Here is a 15,687-nt window from a genome sequence, read left to right as displayed (position 1 = left end):
GGCATGAGTTTCTCCCGTTCCGGTAGCAGACACAAAGATCGTCTTCTATAGTTTCTGTCCGAATAGGAATGGAGGCCGTGTGCGAGCGGGGCGCTGGGCTGGGCTGGCGGTGGTCACCACCGCGCTTCTCGTGACGTTCGCGGTGCCGTCGGAGGCCGCGCCGGATGAGCAGGCCACGCTGAGCCAGCTCACCAAGCAGGCAGCCGCTCTGGAGAAGGCCTACCGCGGCGAGATCGCCAGCCTCGACGACGCGCGCGACTCCGCCGGCAAGGCCTCCTCGCGCGCGAAGAAACTCCAAAACGATCTTCGTACGGCACAGCGGCAGGTCGTGGAGTTCGCCCAGATGTCGTACATGGGCGGCGGGATCGACGACTCGCAGTTATTCAGCATGCGCGTCGACCTCGGCACGTATTCGACGATGGAGTATCTGTCCGACCTGCGCGCCGAGCAGCTCAACAACGTCAAATCGTTGCTCGAGGAGCACACGAAGGCGACGAAGAACGTCGGCGTCAAGATTCGCGAGCTCCGCGAGCGCATCAAGGAATTGCAGGCGAAGCAGCGTGACGTTGAGCGGCGCATCGCCAAGTTCGGCATCCAGAAGCCGGGATCGTCGTCAGGCCTGACCAGCCGCATGATCAACGTCCGGGCCGCCATTATGGCGGTCTTCCCCATGCCGTTCAGCGTCGGCTGCCTGCGGGTGGGCGACCCCGGTGAGCACGGCAAGGGCCGCGCCTGCGACTTCATGATGAGCTCGGGCGGGCGCATGCCTGACGCCGTGGCCCAGGAGCGCGGCGACGCCGTGGCCCAGTGGTGCATCGACAACGCCGGCAAGTACGGGATCATGTACGTCATCTGGCGGCAGCGCATCTACGACATGCGCACCGGAGGCGGTTGGCAGCCGATGGAGGACCGCGGCGGCATCACCGCCAACCACTACGACCACGTGCACGTGTCGGTGCTCTGAGCTCAGCCCTGTTGCGCGAGGAACTCTTTGAGCCAGCGGTAGGACGCCTTCGGCGTGCGCTTCTGGGTGTCGAAGTCCACGTGCACGAGCCCGAATCGCTGGCTGTAGCCCTCGGCCCATTCGAAGTTGTCGAGCAGCGACCACACGAAATAGCCCCGGACGTCCACGCCCTCGGCCTGCGCCTGGCGCAGGGCCGCGATGTGGCCGTCGAGGAACGTGATCCGCTCCTGGTCGTCGACCCCGTCGTAGGAGCAGCCGTTCTCGGTGATGTAGATCGGCGGGAGGGCCGTGCCGTACCGCGATTTGAGGGTCACCAGCAACTCCCTCAGGCCGTCGGGCACCACCGGCCAGCCGAACGCCGTCGTGGGATAACCGGTGATGCCGGCGTCCTCGAACGGCAGGCCGGCGCCGCCTCCCGGCCCGGAGATCCGGGTGGGGTTGTAGTAGTTGATCCCCAGGCCGTCGAGGGGCTGGGCGATCGTCTCCAGATCTCCAGCGCGGACGAAATCCAGACTCCCCATGCCGTACGCCGAAAAATCGGGATATGTGCCCAGGAAGAGCGGGTCGTTGAACAGCCGGTTGTGCAGGGTGTCGTAGGCGTCGGCAGCGGCCAGATCCTCGGCGGAGCCGGAGGCGGGCCACACCGGCGTGCAGTTGTTGGTGATGAGCACCTGCTCGGCGCCGTGGCCGCGCAGAGCCTGTACGGCCAGGCCGTGCCCGAGCAACTGGTGATGGGCCGCCGGGAGCGCGTCGAGGAAGAGGGCCTTGCCGGGGGCGTGGATGCCCAGGGCGTACCCGAACACCATGTGGATGAAGGGCTCGTTGAGGGTGATCCACATCTTGACCCGGTCCGACAACCGGTCGGCGACGACGGCGGCGTAGTCCGCGAAGTAAGCGGATGTGTCGCGATTGAGCCAGCCGCCTTCTTCTTCCAGAGCCTGCGGGAGATCCCAGTGGAAGAGCGTGGGCGCGGGGACGATGCCCTGCTCGCACAGCGCGTCGACCAGTCGGTCGTAGAAGTCGAGCCCCGCCTGATTGACGGGGCCGCGGCCGGTCGGCAGCACGCGGGGCCAGGCGATCGAGAACCGGTAGGCGTTCAGCCCCGCGTCCTTGATGAGCGCCACGTCCTCCGGCCAGCGGTGGTAGTGGTCGCAGGCCACGTCACCGGTGTGCCCGTCGCGGATGCGGCCGGGCTCGTGGGTGAAGGTGTCCCAGATCGACGGGCCCTTGCCGTCCTCATGGGCGGCTCCTTCTATCTGGTAGGACGCGGTAGCCGTACCCCAGAGGAACATCGCCGTCTCCTGTGCGCCGGGCCCATGACGTGAGTGAAGCTCATGTTAATCTGCCAGTCGCCGAGCGGGGTGACAATAGCGGAATGACGGACGCCACGGGTGGGACGCTGCGCCGTCGGCCCGCGCAGCGGCGCAGCCAGGAGCGGGTCGAGCGCATGCTGGACGAATGCGCCCGGCTTCTCGACGAGGTCGGCTACGACGCGCTGACGACCAAGGAGGTCGCGCGGCGGGCCGAGGTGCCGATCGGCACGTTCTACCAGTTCTTCTCCGACAAGCAAGGGCTCGTGAAGGCGCTCGCCCAGCGCAACCTCGACGCCTTCCTCGACCGGGTGACCAGCCGGCTCGCCGCCGCGTCGCCGTCCGGCTGGGGCGACGCGGTGGACCTCGGCATCGACGAGTTCGTGGACATGAAACGCACGACGCCCGGTTTCGGGGTGGTCGATTTCGGCGAGGTGGTGGCGACGCCCGGCGGCCCCGCCGTACCGGGAACGCAGCGCATGCTCGACGCGGCTCTGGAGAACAACGTCGTGGTGGCGGCGCGCTTGCGCTCCCTCATCGCCGATCTGCTCGGCCTGCCGGCGGCCGATGGGATGGCCCGCGCCTTCCTGGTGGCGGTCGAGGCGGCCGACGCGGTGCTGAAACTGGCCTTCCGCGCGCATCCGGACGGCGACCCCGAACTGATCGCCGAATGCAAGCGGCTGGTCCGGCGTTATCTGGCCGACCATCTCTCGTGATCACGAAGAGGACTGGTAGGCCCGGGCCTGGAGGTTGTAGAGGTCGGCGTAGAGGCCGTCGACCGTGATGAGCTCGGCGTGGGTGCCCTGCTCCACGACCTTTCCGTGGTCGAGCACGTAGATCCGGTCGGCGTAGCGCACGCTCGCCAGCCGATGGGTGATCAGCACGACGGTCCGGCCGTCGGCGTGGCGCCTGATCCGCTCGAAGAGCGCATGCTCGGCCCGGGCGTCGAGGGCGGCGGTCGGCTCGTCGCAGATCAGCAGGGGCGCGTCCCGGTAGAACCCGCGCGCCACGGCGATCCGCTGCCACTGGCCTCCCGACAGTTCCTGGCCGTCCTTGAAACGGCGGTCGAGGAGGGTGCGGTAACCGTACGGCAACTCGGCGATCACCTCGTCGGCGCCCGCGACCTCGGCGGCTTGGACCACGGCCTCCTCGCCCTTCTCCATGCCCATCGTGATGTTGTGGCGGGCGGTCAGCGGCCATCGGGTGTGGTCCTGGGCGATGACCGCGATGTTGTGCCTGAGCAGGTGCGGGGCGACCCCGCGCAGGTCGGTGGAGTCCCAGGTGATCCGGCCGCCGTCCGGGTCGTAGAGCCCGGCGAGGATCTTGGCCAGGGTCGTCTTGCCCGAGCCGTTCTCGCCGACGAGCGCCACCACCTCACCCTTGTCGATGCGGACGGAGACGCCCACGAGGGCGGGTTTCTCCGCCCCCGGATAGGTGAAGGTGACGTCTTCGGCCGTGATCTGCTCGAAGCCGGCCGGTGCCTTCCCTGTGCGGTCCGCGGCGACGCGGGTCTCGGCTTCGGCGAGGAATTCGAGGTAGTCGGTGAAGTACAGCCCTTCCTCGTACAGCCGGTTGGTCGCGTACATGAAGTTGGCCAGCGAGGCCTGCGCGGAGCGGATGGCGAGGACCGCGGTGCCGGCGACCGCGAGGGGCACCGCCGCGACGGCCAGCAGCACGCCGAGTGCCACGTAGACGGCCGCCTGGCCGACGCCACCGAGCGCTTCGCCCACGATCCGGGTGTAGGTCTGCCGGCGGGCCAGGCCGAGCAGCACCCCCTGCTCGGACTGGGCGAGGCTGTCATACATGCGGAGCAGGAACCCGCGCATCGTGAAGGTGCGCACCTCGGCCGCGGTGTCCTTGTCGGCCATCAGGTCCGAGACGATCCACTTGCGGCGCCTCGCGGGCACGAGCCGCAGGTCGATGGCGTAGCCCATGCGCGCCGAGCGGACGGCCGCCCACGCGTCGGGCAGGACCGCCAGCAGGAGCAGCGGCAGCAGCAGCGGATGCAGCACGCCGAGCACACCGGCGGCCGCGACGATGCCGACGACACCGCTGATCGTGTCGATCGCCGTGTAGACGACGGTGCCGGCCATCTGCATGCCCCGCGCCTGTGCCCGCTGGAGCGAGTCGTGGAAGTCGGGGTCGTCGAAGCTGACGAGGTCGACCTGGCTGGTCAGCTCGTAGAGCCGTTGCTCGGCGATTCTGCGTACCTGCGGGCCAAGCCGTGCCTGAGCCCACCCCGCCCCCGCCTGCAGCACGGTGCGCACAGTCGCCGCCGCACCGACCAGGAGCAGACTGGGCAGTGCCGCCCTCACCCGGTCGGGCGTGGGGCCCGCCTCGAACAACGCGGTCAGCACGCCGGTCGTGGCGAGCAACCCGAAGGCGGTGAACACCCCGCCCAGCAGGCTCAGCGCGATTGTGGCCAAGGTGTCGCGCGGGCTCGCCCTCCATGCCATGCCGAGCGCCTGCCGGATCAGGCCGGGGAGCCGGCGGGCCATCGTGAGGAACCCCAGCCCGATCATCGCGTCGCTGTGCCTGAACCATTCGGGCGACTCGACGTCGGCGAGGGCTATCGAGTCGTCTTCCTGATCGTCGTGCTGACCATCCTGTTGATCGTCCCGTGAAGTGACCGCCATGGCTGCAGTGTGAACGGCCCCTCCGACAATTCCCATGGCCGTTCCGGTGAGCGGGCACGACCGGACTCGGGCTCACAGGCACCGGCGGGGCTTTGGTGTGGTTATGGTGCATCATGGGCAATCGGGGGCGAATAGTGCTGTTGGCGGGGTTCCTCTTGGCCGCCTGGAACCTCCGGCCGGCGCTCGCAGGCGTGTCCCCCTTGCTCACCGACATCATGGGAGACCTCGGGCTCACCCCCGCGGCGGGCGGAGCGATCACCACGGTCATGGTGTTGTGCCTTGGACTGCTCGGGCCGCTGGCCCCCGCCCTGTCCGCCCGGCTCGGCCTCGACCGCACCCTGCTCGTCGGTCTGCTCCTCCTCGCCGCCGGTGTGCTCGTGCGCAGCTCCGACGGCCTCGCCGGCCTGTACGGCGGAGCCGCCCTCGCCGGTGCGGCCATCGCCGTCATGAACGTCGCCATGCCCGGCCTCGTCAAGCAGCACTTCCCCGCCCGGGTGGGGGTCGTCACCGGGATCTACGTCTCCTGCCTGGTGGCAGGTGCGGCGGTCGCGTCGTCGGCCATGGTGCCGCTCGCCCGCGAGTGGGGCTGGCGGACGGCGGCGGCCTCGGCGGCCGTGCTCGCGCTCGTGGGGGCGCTCGTGTGGGCCCCGCAGGCCTTCCGTCCGGTGTCGCGTGGCGGGGCGAGCGCCCGCCGCGGGCGATATCGCGCCCTTCTGCGACGCCGCACGACATGGGTCGTGACGGCGTTCATGGGGCTGCAGTCCCTGACCTTCTACGTCATGCTCGCCTGGCTGCCGACGATCTTCCAGGACGCCGGGCTGTCCGCGGAGAAGGCGGGATACCTCCTCGGTCTCACCAACCTGGCCCAGATCGGGGCGACGCTCACCGTGCCCATTCACGCGGGAAGGGCCAGGTCGCAGGCTCCGCATGTGGCGGCGGCCGCCGTGCTGACCATGGTGGGATACGCCGCCGTCCTGATCGCCCCGGCCACGCTCCCGTGGTTGTGGATGATCGTGCTCGGCATCGGGCAGGGCGCCTCCATCGCGCTCGCGCTGCTCATCATCACCCTGCGCGCCCCCGACCCCGCCTCGGTGACGGCCCTTTCCGCCGTCGCCCAGTCGGCCGGCTACACCCTGGCAGCCCTGGGGCCCGCCGCGATCGGGCTGATCCACCAGTTCTCCGGCGGCTGGACCGTGCCGCTTCTCGCCGGCCTCGGCCTGTGCGTGCTCCAGCTCGGCTTCGGCGTGAGGGCCGGTTACCCCGGTCCGCTCGGCTCGATCGCTGGGGAGCACGCCGTGGCCGAGGCCACGCCGTCGCCGCGCAGCCCCGGGCCGTGAGCCAGGCTATGCTTTAGGTAAGCCTTGCCTAATTTGTGACTCGCTGGAGGAGTCGTGCTCTCTGGCGCCCTCGCCTCGACCGTCGAGGCCCTCGAAGGCCTCGCCGCCGAGCGTGACGGCGTCATCGGGGTGCTCCCCGGGCTCGTCACCTCGGAATCCGAGGGGTGGACCCGAGTCACCGATCTGGTGCGGGAGCCGTACGAGGAGTTGGACGGCCTCGTGCGGGAGACGGCCGAGCGCTGGGGCGCGCCGCGCCACGTGGGGGCGGCGTTGTTGTGGAAGACCTACGGCTACTGGCACACACTGCCGATGGCCCTCGGCTGGGGGCTCGGCCGGCGGGTGCCCCTGATGCGCATCGAGGACACCCTGGTCCGCTCGTCGGAAGCCGGGGTCACCATCGCGGCGGAGAAGGTCACCGTCGCCGTCCTGCCCGGCGACCCGCTGGAGGGCCGGCCCGGCACGGTGACCGTCGGGAGCCTCGGCGCGGCGATCAGGGAGGCGCTGCTCGACGGACAGAGGCCCGTCATCCACGCGCTGGGCGCCCTGGCAAGGGTGGGGGAGCGCACGCTGTGGGGCTCGACGGCTGAGGCCTTCGTCGGCCCGCTGCTGGACCTCGGGAGTTATGAGCAGGCGGCGGGGCTTCTCGCCGAGATCGGCTCTCCGGTCGACGGCCTGGTCGAGCCCCACGGGGCGGGCTACCGCCGCCGCACCTGCTGCCTATGGGTCACCATTCACCCCGACGACCCCTGCACCACCTGCTGCATCCCCGACCTATAGGCGTGATCATGCAGATCTTCGCGGAAACCGTCATTGACCTGGCCTTACGCGAATCGTGATCATGCAGAACCTCGCCGAAACCGGCGCCCACCTGCGCAGACGCTTTTGGTGATCATGCAGACGCTCGCCGGTCGCGGGGAACGCCACGTGCATGATCACGATTTGTATTTGCGCAGCTCAACGGCTGAATCGCCGAACTTCTGCATGATCACGTTAAGGGTTCACGCAGGTCAGCAGGCATGATCCCGAACTTCTGCATGATCACGGCCAAAAAATGGGGGGTCAGGCGGGGTCGAGGGGGCGGAGTTCGTCGGCGTAGCTGACCGACTGGCGGCGCATCATTCCATCACCGCTGATCGAGTACTGCCCCAGGCGCCACAGGGGAGGGGAGTAGGCGTGGATCGACACGCTGCCGTGCCGTGCCCCGGTCAGCCGGTGGATGTGGTCGGGTCCGAACGAGAACGAGTCGCCCTCGCTCACCGAGACCTCCAGATGCTCACCACCGATCCGGGGGTTGCACTCCTTCAGCTCGCCCGAGACCACCCGGACGGCGCCCGACGAGATGTCGTGGTCGTGCCAGCCCGTGTCGTCCTCGGGGCGCCAGCACAGCAGCCACACGTCCACATAGGAGTCGCGGTAGAGCGAGGCGTAATGCCGGCCGCCGTCCTCGGCGCCCTCGAAGTTCAGGTGCTCCTGCCAGAGATCGGGTTGCGCGGCCAGCTCGTTCACCAGCTCGGACAGCTCGCGTCTGTCGAGCGCGCGGGCCGGGAGCGTGTCGAAGGGAACACAGCTCTCGGCGACCTGGACGGTGGGGGTGCTCATGACTGCGACTCCTTTCGTTTCAACAAGCGGTGGGGATTGGCCACGCGGATGGCGTGGACGGCGGCGTCGCCGAAGTCCGGGTTCGGGGCCTCCGCGTACGGAAGGTCCGAGCCGTTCACGACGACGTCGATGCCGAGCTCCCTGACCACGGCGTCGATGGCGCGTGGTCCGTAGGAGGAGGTCTCGACGAACACGGCCGAGTCGACGAGGCCCCGGCCGGAGCCTCCCCGGTTGATCTGTCGCTCCGAGTGGAGGGGAGCCAGCCCGGCCAGCAGGGCGAAGCAGATCTTGAGGTGCGGGTGCCTGGGCCGGCCGAAGGCCTGGAAGGCGTACCACGAGGCGTGCATCTGCTGCACGTACGGAACGACCGCGGCCCACCAGACGGGGCCCTCGGCCGCTGCGGCCGGCCCGGGATGGACGAACAGCGGCAGCCCGCGCTCCTCCAAAACGTCCAGTAACGGCGCCACGGCCGCGAATCCGCCGGCCCCCTGGAGCGCCGTGGCCGGCAATTGGAGCCCGGCGAACCCCTGGTCCAGGGTCTGCGAGAGCCGTACGGGGTCGATGTCGGTCACCGGGGCGGCGGCCCATGCTCCGAACGGCGCGGGCAGATCGCGCGCCCCCGCGTGGTAGGCGTCGATCAGCGGCCACGCCTCGGCGGCGGGCAGGTGCTCGATCCCGAGCGGGCTCGACAGGGAGACGAGCGCGAGGTCGAGCTCGGCGTTCTGCTTGAGCCGCGAGTCCAGGTCGTGGACGCTCGGGTCGACCTCGTACGGCGCCTCGCCGTCGAGGACGAGGGTCCAGTCGTCGAGGAACGGCGGCCGGTCCCGGCGGCGCAGGGCATCGAGGAACGACGGCGTCCACAGGTGCTGATGCACGTCGATCATTGCCACCTCCTCGTTGCCCCAATTCCCGACTGATAATACATGTAATCGATGGGGAATGACGATGTCAAGGCACTGAAGCGCTTCACTGATCCGTTTCAGTGAAACGCTTCACCTCGTAAGGTGTCAAGACGGGAGCCCCAGTCCGGCATAGGGTTACGGCGTGGCTCAGCGCAAGCGTGCGACGATTCGCGAGGTGGCGCAGGCGACCGGCCTGTCACCCGCGGCGGTGAGCTATGCCCTGCGCGGCATGCAGGTGTCGGAGGAGACCATCCTGCGGGTACGGCAGGCCGCGGCCGAGCTGGGATATGAGGCCGACCCGATCGCCAGGGCCCTGGCAAGCGGCAGGACGGGCATGATCGGCCTGCTCTGCGGCTCGCTCGAGGACCTGTGGCAGCAGTCGCTCGCCGTCGGCATCGGCCGGGCACTGCGCAACAAGGACCGCTACGCGCTCATCCTCGACGCCGCCGGCGACCCGGCCAGGGAGCGCACGCTCGCCCTGCAGCTCAGGGACCAGCGGGTCGACGGGCTGATCGTCCAGCCGGTCGACCCTGCGGCGCTGTTCTGGGCCGACCTGGCCGACTCGCTGCCCGTCGTGGCCATCGGCGACGCGCTGCTCCACGGGGACACCGCCGCCGAGGTGGTCTTCGACAACCGGCGCGGGGTCACGATGGCCCTCGAATATCTGAAGGACAAGGGCCACCGGTCGATCGCCGTGCTCACCCCGACCCGGCCGAGCACCCCCGACCGCCCGGCGGATCAGCACGTCATCGCGGAGGCCGAAAGACTCGGCCTGGACATCGCGGTGAAGACCGCGGGGCAGGGGCTGGCCGATTCGGCGGGCGTCGCGACCGCGATGTTGTCGGGCCCCGCCCGGCCCACCGCCGTGTTCTGCTTCTCCGACTCCATCGCCTACGGCGTCTACAAGGCCGCCGCCGAACTGGGGCTGTCGGTGCCCGGAGACGTCGCCGTCATGGGCTACGACGACCATCCGATGTCGGAGCTCCTCGGGCTGACCACCGTCAACTGGGACCTCGACGGCATCGTCCGCGCCGCCGTCCGGCTCGTGGTCGCCGCGTCCGGCGGCTCCGACGACAAGATCCGCCGCCGTCGCATCGTCCAGGCTCCCGACCTGTGCGAACGGACCTCGGTCTGACCGACGAAAAGCGCCCGCTCACCTGCGGGTGAGCGGGCGATCTCCTCGGTTTCGCCGGCGCCGTCGCGCGGCGTGCTTCCCGGTCCCCTGGGAAGCGAGCCGGGTCTAGTAGACCAGGCCGGCGAAGTACTGGTGCTCTCCACCGTTCCAGTACCAGGTGTCGATGGCCGCCCCCCGGGACGTGCTGCCGCCGCTGACGTCCATGTACAGGCCCGACTTGACGTTCCGGATCGAATGGACGTGGAGGTCGCTCGGGGTCAGGCCGGTGCTCCACAGCTGGCTGGTGTCAGAGGTGCAGACCCACTGGTAGAGCTGGTCGCCCGCGACGCCGTCGGAGGTGATGCACTTCCCGCTCTTCACGTTGACGATCTGGTAGTTGTCCCCGACCGGCTTGAAGTACCACCCCTGGTTGCTGCCGCTCAGAGTCCACTGGATGATCTTGGCGCCGTCGGAGGTCGATCCGCCGCTGACGTCCAGGAACATCAGCTGGTTGGAAATGGGGGCGAGACGGGCGGTGAAGCCGCTGGCGGCTTGGGCGGCTCCCGGGGAGACGGCGAGCAGGCCGGCGGCCGCCAGGGCGCCGACGGCGAGGGTCATCGTGATCTTCTTCAGTGTGAGGGGGATCCTGGACATTGCTTTCTCCGCTTCTACGTCCGTGGCCGTGCGGTGGTGATCCGGACCGGCGAAGGGAACGCTACGGACTAAGGGGGGCGCGGAGCCTTAGGCGTTCGTCCTATATGAGTGCCTTAGATTCGCCGGCCGTGGAGGCGCCCGAGCCGTACGGCACGACGCCCGGCCTCTGCCACCTGATGGGGGCTGCCTGGCCGTCACCTGCGGCGCTGACCTGGCCGAACACCGTCACGCGTCCGGTGGGGCCCGCATGTCCCCGGCGGCCGGCCGTGGCTCTGTGGTCCGGGGTCGCTTGTTGATAAGGGGGCCTTACGCGATGATCGCGATGTGACGGAGCGATTGTCCAGTCCGGTGCTCGTCGGTCGCGCCGCGGAAGTGGCCAGCTTGCGGGCCGCTTTGGAGCGGGCCGTAGCCGGAAAGCCGTCGGCGGTGATCGTGGCCGGTGAGGCGGGGGTCGGAAAGACCCGCCTGGTGACCGAGTTGAGCGGCCAGGCTCGGCAGATCGGGGCGATCACGCTGATGGGAGGCTGCCTGGACGTCGGTGACGGCGTACTCGCCTACGCCCCGGTGGTCGAGGCGACGCGCTCCCTGGCCGCGATGCTGGACGAGGACGAGCTGGAGCGCGTCCTGGGCGGCGCGCGCGACGAACTCGCGCGGCTGGTGCCCGAGCTGGGCACACCGGCGGTGGGGTCTGACCCGGTGGCACCGGCCCGGTTGTTCGAGCTGCTGTTGGGAGTGCTGCACCGGCTGGCCGAGCGCCGGCCGGTCCTGCTGATCGCGGAGGACCTGCACTGGGCCGACCAGTCGACCCGTGATCTCCTGGGTTTCCTGGTCAGGAACCTGCGTGCCGGGGTGTGTACGGTGCTGACCTACCGGAGCGACGACCTCCACCGCCGCCACCCCTTGCGGCCGTTCCTGGCGGAGCTGGGGCGCAGCGATCGGATCGAGCGCCTGCAGCTGGGCTCCCTGGGCCGGCGGGACGTGGCCGGGTTGCTGGCCGAGATCACCCGGGAGCGGCCGTCGGCCGCGACGGTGGCCGAGATCCACGAGCGGTCGGCGGGAAACCCGTTCTTCGTGGAGGAACTGCTGGCCGCGCGCTGGGAGGGCACGGCGCTTCCGACCGCTGTGCGGGACGTGGTTCTGGCCCGGGTGGAGGCGTTGTCCGAGCCGGCGCAGCGGGTGCTGCAGGTGGCGGCGGTGGCCGGGCGCCGGGTCGACCACCATGTGCTGGCCGCGGTGTCCGCGCAGTCGGTGGAGGAGCTCATCGGGGTGTTACGCGAGGCCGTCGCCCGGCACGTGCTGACGGCCGAGGAGGGCAGCGAGTCCTACGCCTTCCGGCACGCGCTGGTGCAGGAGGCCATCTACGACGACCTGCTGCCGGCCGAACGTGGACCGTTACACGGGGCCTATGCCCGGGCCCTGTCGGACCGTGTGGAAGCCAGGGCGGGCGCCGCGACGGCCGCCGAACTGGGACAGCTGGCCTATCACTGGTATGCCGCGCACGACCTTGGGGCGGCGCTGCTGGCCTGTGTGGAGGCGGGCCAGGCGGCGGAGGCCGCCTATGCCCTCGCCGAAGCTCAGCGGCATTACGAGCGGGCGGTGGAACTGTGGAACCGGGCGCCGCAGTCGGCGGCGCGGAGCCCGCTCGATCGGGTGACTCTGCTCCAGCGGGCGGCTGAGGCGGCGTACCTGATCGGGGAGCATGACCAGGCGATCGCCCTGGCCGAGACGGCGCTCGCGGACCCCGGCGCGGCGCGTGATCCTCTGCGAACCGGCGCGCTACTGGAGCGGCTGGCGCGCTACCACTGGATGGCCGGTGACAGCGCGAAGGCGCTGACGACGATCGAGCAGGCGGTGAGCGCACTCCCGGCCCAGCCGCCTTCCCGGGAACGGGCTCGCGCGCTCGCGGCCCGCGGGCAGTTGCTGATGCTGATGGCCCGTCACCGCCAGGCCTCGGAGTCCTGCGAAGAGGCCATCGCCGTCGCGCGCCAGGTCGGAGCCCGGGCCGAGGAGGGGCACGCCCTGACGAGCCTGGCGACCTCGCTGGGGTTGCTGGGCCGGTTGGAGCCGGCGAGAGAGCACTTCGAGGAGGCTTTCCGGATCGCCGAAGAGGTCGGCAGCATCGACGACATGTGCCGGGCACGGTTGAACTTCGGTGGGTCCCTGACGATGTACGGCCTCTGGGAGGAAGCCGCGGAGGTCAGTCTGGAGTGCTATCGGCTGGCCAGCCGGTTCGGGGCGATGCGCACCTACGGCCGGGCGGGGCTGGGCAACGTGGCGGAGGCGTTGGTCTTCCTGGGGCGTTGGGAGGAGGCGCTCCCGATGCTGGAGGAGGTCTTCGAGCTCGACCCTCCGAATGCCTGGGCGCCCGTTCCCCTGCAGACTCGTGCCTTGTATCACCTGCACCGCGGGGACCTGGCCGGAGCCCGGGAGGACCTCTCGGCACTTCTCAAGAACGTTCCGCTCCCGTTGGATCCGCAGTACGCCGCCCCGCAGCTCGCGCGTACGGCCCTCATCGCCATGTGGGACGGACACCTTGATGAGGCGCGGGCGGCGGTCGCCGACGGGGTCGCGGCGCTCGCGGACGACGACGGCGGTTTTCTGATCTTCGAGGTGTGCCAGGCGGGTCTGGCGGTGGAAGCCGCGATCGCGGAGAGGACGCTGGCACTGCGGGCCGCCGACGAGTACGCCATGTCACGCGGTATCGCGTGGGACCTTCTCGATCGAGCGCGCGCCGCCGGCGCCCAGGCTTCGGCCATACCGCTGGCGCAGGCCAGACTGGCGACCTCGGAGGCGGAATGGACCAGGGTCGAGGGAGCCGGCGACCCGGATCGCTGGGCCGAGGCGGCGGATGCCTGGCAGCGCCTGAGCTGCCCCCATGAGACGGCCTACGCGCAGTGGCGGCATGGCGAGGCGCTGCTCGCCACGGGCACCGCGCGGGCGACGGCGGAGGAGGTGCTCCGGCGCAGCTGGACGACGGCGAGCGAGCTGGGAGCTCGCCTCCTTGTTCAGGAGATCGAAGATCTGGCCCGCCGTGCCCGCGTCTCCCTGGAGGGCCCGCCCGGCGCGACCGAGGCCGTCGCAGAGCGTGCCGAGCCCGGCGGCGACTTCGGCCTCACCCCTCGCGAACGGGAGGTGCTCGCTCTGGTGACCACCGGGCACACCAACCGGCAGATCGCCCAGGCTCTGTTCATCAGCGACAAGACCGCAAGTGTCCACGTGTCCAACATCCTCGCCAAACTCGGTGCGGCCAACCGCATGGAAGCCGCGGCGATAGCTCACCGGCTCGGCTTGGGCTGATCCGCGGCCAAGGAGGGGAGCGCGGCACGGGCGGCCTCGATGTCGGCCTCCAGTGAGCGGTCCTCCAAACGCCCGTCGAGCACGTCGAGGGGCGGCTCGATCGCGATGCCGCGCTGCCGCCGTGCCCGCACGGCGGCCACCAGCTCGCAGGCCAGCACGATCTCGTACGGCTCCCGCGCCGCGAGGCAGGCCCGGGCGGCCTGGGTGCCGAATCCGGCGTGGTCCTCGACGCTGCGCGACAACACGGCCCCGCCGAGGGTCACGGGGGCGGCCAGGTGCCGCAGCGTCGCCAGGGCGTCGTAGGCGACGTATTCGAGGATGAGCGCGCCCGACGCCCCGGGCCGCTCGGCGAGGAAGGGCACCAGGCCGGTGTAGGCGGGCTCCATCAGCGTCGCGAGCCGCGCGGTCGACAACGACGCCGTCTGCACGAGCGCGGCGCGCAGGCCGTCGAGGGCCAGGGCCACGGGGGCGGTGTGGAAGTTGCCGTTGTGCCAGGCCCGGCCGCCCGCGATGAGCGGATTCTCGGCAGCGGAGTTCATGTCGGTGGTGACGGCGTGCTCGGCCGTGTCGAGCGCGTCGAAGGCGGCGCCGTGCACCTGCGGCAGCGCGCGGTAGCCGTACGGGTCCTGAAGGCGTGGGGAGGACGGGCCGGGCACGAGGAGGCGGCGCAGGCGCGTGGCCACCCGCGCCTGGCCGGGGTGACGCCGCGCGTCCTGGACGGGCTGCTCGAGGGGTTCGCCGGAGGCGTCGACGGCCCGCCACGACTGGGCGGCGACGCCGATGGAGGCGTCGAGCAGCGGGCGCAGCTGCGCGCACGCCAGCGCGGCGTCGCCCAGGGTCATCGCGTTGGCGCTGATGAACGGCAGGGCGTCGGACCCGGACACGGGGAAGGACGGCTCCTCGGGCGGCGACCAGGGGGCACGCCGCCACGGGATCTCACCAGCCAGGCAGAGCGCCGCCGTCGCCAGGGCGGTGAGGTCGCCGGTGCCGATGGCTCCGTACAGGCGGACCGGGGGAGTGAACCCGCCGTTGATCGTGTCGGCGAGAGCGGGGAGGAGGCCGGGGTCGGCGCCGGACCCGCCGCGCAGGAGCTGGTTGAGCCGGACGACCAGCATCGCCCGGGCACGCTCGTCGTCCACCAGGGGGCCCGCGCCACCGGCGTGGCTGCGGAGCAGGCCGAGCCCCTGCTCGGGCAGGGCCACGTCCTTGTTGGCGCCGACCCCGGTGGTCCGGCCGTACACGGGGCCCTGCAGCCGGGAGGCGGCCTCCCAGGCGGCCTGGGCGGCCGCGGTGGAGCCGAGCGCGACCCGCGCCCGGCCGCGGGCGACCACGCGGACCTGTTCGCAGGTCAGCGTGGTGCCGTCGAGCGTGATGTCAGTCGTCACCGAAGATCATGTTCAGGGCCCAGCTGACCACGCCGACGATGATCGCGCCCCAGAAGGCGGCCAGGAAGCCGCTGACGTGGAACGGGAGGTCGGCCTGGTCGGCCAGCCAGCTCGTGAGCAGCAGAAGGAGGGCGTTGACGACGAGGGCGAACAGGCCCAGCGTCAGGACGTAGAAGGCGCAGCCGACCGTTTTGATGATCGGCTTGAGCACCGCGTTGACGATTCCGAAGATCAGCGCGACGGCGATGAGGGTGCCCGCCTGCTTGGCGGCCGTGTCGGTGGTGACCGTGATGCCGTCCACGAGCTTCGTGGACACCCACAGAGCTCCGGCGACGATCAAGATCTTAATGATGATCTTCAACGGGGAGATCCTTCCATGGTTGGACAAAAGGGTGTCAAACCTCTGCGACGGATAAGCATGCTCGCCCCGATACCGCCGGGCAAGACTTCATGTCGCCCCTTGCGCCCCTTATGAGCCCAGTCTCGGGC

The 15,687-nt window shown here is 70.3% G+C and carries 13 protein-coding genes; 6 read left to right on the top strand and 7 right to left on the bottom strand.

Going from position 1 to position 15,687, the window contains the following annotated elements:
• Positions 1 to 79 precede the first annotated feature (79 nt).
• A complete protein-coding gene (locus tag Pth03_RS20095; protein ID WP_203945864.1) occupies positions 80 to 964 on the top strand; it encodes a coiled-coil domain-containing protein in 885 nt (294 codons plus the stop codon).
• 2 nt (positions 965 to 966) lie between these two features.
• Here Pth03_RS20095 and Pth03_RS20090 read toward each other — a convergent pair whose 3' ends face one another.
• Positions 967 to 2,256 carry a GH1 family beta-glucosidase gene (locus Pth03_RS20090; protein ID WP_203945863.1) on the bottom strand — a complete coding sequence of 430 codons (1,290 nt, stop codon included), beginning with the start codon at positions 2,254 to 2,256 and terminating at the stop codon, positions 967 to 969.
• 83 nt (positions 2,257 to 2,339) lie between these two features.
• Here Pth03_RS20090 and Pth03_RS20085 point away from each other — a divergent pair, with 83 nt between their 5' ends.
• Positions 2,340 to 2,990 carry a TetR/AcrR family transcriptional regulator gene (locus Pth03_RS20085; RefSeq protein ID WP_203945862.1) on the top strand — a complete coding sequence of 217 codons (651 nt, stop codon included), beginning with the start codon at positions 2,340 to 2,342 and terminating at the stop codon, positions 2,988 to 2,990.
• Here the strand turns inward: Pth03_RS20085 and Pth03_RS20080 are convergent, their stop codons facing one another.
• Positions 2,991 to 4,910: an ABC transporter ATP-binding protein gene (locus tag Pth03_RS20080; protein WP_203945861.1), complete on the bottom strand. Its 1,920-nt coding sequence runs from the start codon at positions 4,908 to 4,910 to the stop codon at positions 2,991 to 2,993. It lies immediately after the preceding gene.
• A gap of 113 nt (positions 4,911 to 5,023) precedes the next feature.
• Between Pth03_RS20080 and Pth03_RS20075 the strand changes: the two genes are divergently transcribed.
• Entirely contained in the window at positions 5,024 to 6,247 is a 1,224-nt protein-coding gene (locus Pth03_RS20075) for an MFS transporter (protein WP_203945860.1), read from the top strand.
• A 54-nt stretch (positions 6,248 to 6,301) separates the two neighbouring features.
• Positions 6,302 to 7,024 (top strand): hypothetical protein, encoded by a 723-nt coding sequence (locus Pth03_RS20070; RefSeq protein ID WP_203945859.1) that lies wholly within the window; start codon positions 6,302 to 6,304, stop codon positions 7,022 to 7,024.
• A 282-nt stretch (positions 7,025 to 7,306) separates the two neighbouring features.
• On the opposite strand, the gene Pth03_RS20065 is transcribed toward Pth03_RS20070, so the two are convergent.
• Entirely contained in the window at positions 7,307 to 7,846 is a 540-nt protein-coding gene (locus Pth03_RS20065) for a cysteine dioxygenase (protein WP_203945858.1), read from the bottom strand.
• The gene (locus tag Pth03_RS20060; protein ID WP_203945857.1) at positions 7,843 to 8,730 is read right to left on the bottom strand and encodes an amidohydrolase family protein; all 888 of its coding nucleotides are present in this window, start codon (positions 8,728 to 8,730) and stop codon (positions 7,843 to 7,845) included. Before Pth03_RS20060 ends, Pth03_RS20065 begins: the two co-directional genes overlap by 4 nt.
• 160 nt (positions 8,731 to 8,890) lie before the next feature.
• On the opposite strand from Pth03_RS20060, the gene Pth03_RS20055 reads away from it, so the two are divergent.
• Positions 8,891 to 9,883, top strand: a complete 993-nt coding sequence (locus tag Pth03_RS20055) for a LacI family DNA-binding transcriptional regulator (protein WP_239119200.1) — start codon at positions 8,891 to 8,893, stop codon at positions 9,881 to 9,883.
• Positions 9,884 to 9,988: 105 nt separating this feature from the next.
• On the opposite strand, the gene Pth03_RS20050 is transcribed toward Pth03_RS20055, so the two are convergent.
• Complete coding sequence (locus Pth03_RS20050) at positions 9,989 to 10,516, bottom strand: RICIN domain-containing protein (RefSeq protein WP_203945856.1); 528 nt, start codon at positions 10,514 to 10,516, stop codon at positions 9,989 to 9,991.
• Between the two features lie 324 nt (positions 10,517 to 10,840).
• On the opposite strand from Pth03_RS20050, the gene Pth03_RS20045 reads away from it, so the two are divergent.
• Entirely contained in the window at positions 10,841 to 13,813 is a 2,973-nt protein-coding gene (locus Pth03_RS20045; RefSeq protein WP_203945855.1) for a helix-turn-helix transcriptional regulator, read from the top strand.
• Here the strand turns inward: Pth03_RS20045 and Pth03_RS20040 are convergent.
• Positions 13,792 to 15,198, bottom strand: coding sequence for an aromatic amino acid lyase (locus tag Pth03_RS20040; RefSeq protein WP_203945854.1), 1,407 nt, complete (start codon positions 15,196 to 15,198; stop codon positions 13,792 to 13,794). The two genes, Pth03_RS20045 and Pth03_RS20040, sit on opposite strands and share 22 nt — an antisense overlap.
• Positions 15,188 to 15,559, bottom strand: coding sequence for a phage holin family protein (locus tag Pth03_RS20035; protein ID WP_203945853.1), 372 nt, complete (start codon positions 15,557 to 15,559; stop codon positions 15,188 to 15,190). Before Pth03_RS20035 ends, Pth03_RS20040 begins: the two co-directional genes overlap by 11 nt.
• Positions 15,560 to 15,687 lie beyond the last annotated feature (128 nt).

Source organism: Planotetraspora thailandica, assembly GCF_016863335.1.
GTDB classification, from domain to species: domain Bacteria; phylum Actinomycetota; class Actinomycetes; order Streptosporangiales; family Streptosporangiaceae; genus Planotetraspora; species Planotetraspora thailandica.
The sequence above is the reverse complement of the archived record's forward strand: the minus strand, read 5'-3'. Positions and strand labels throughout refer to the sequence as shown.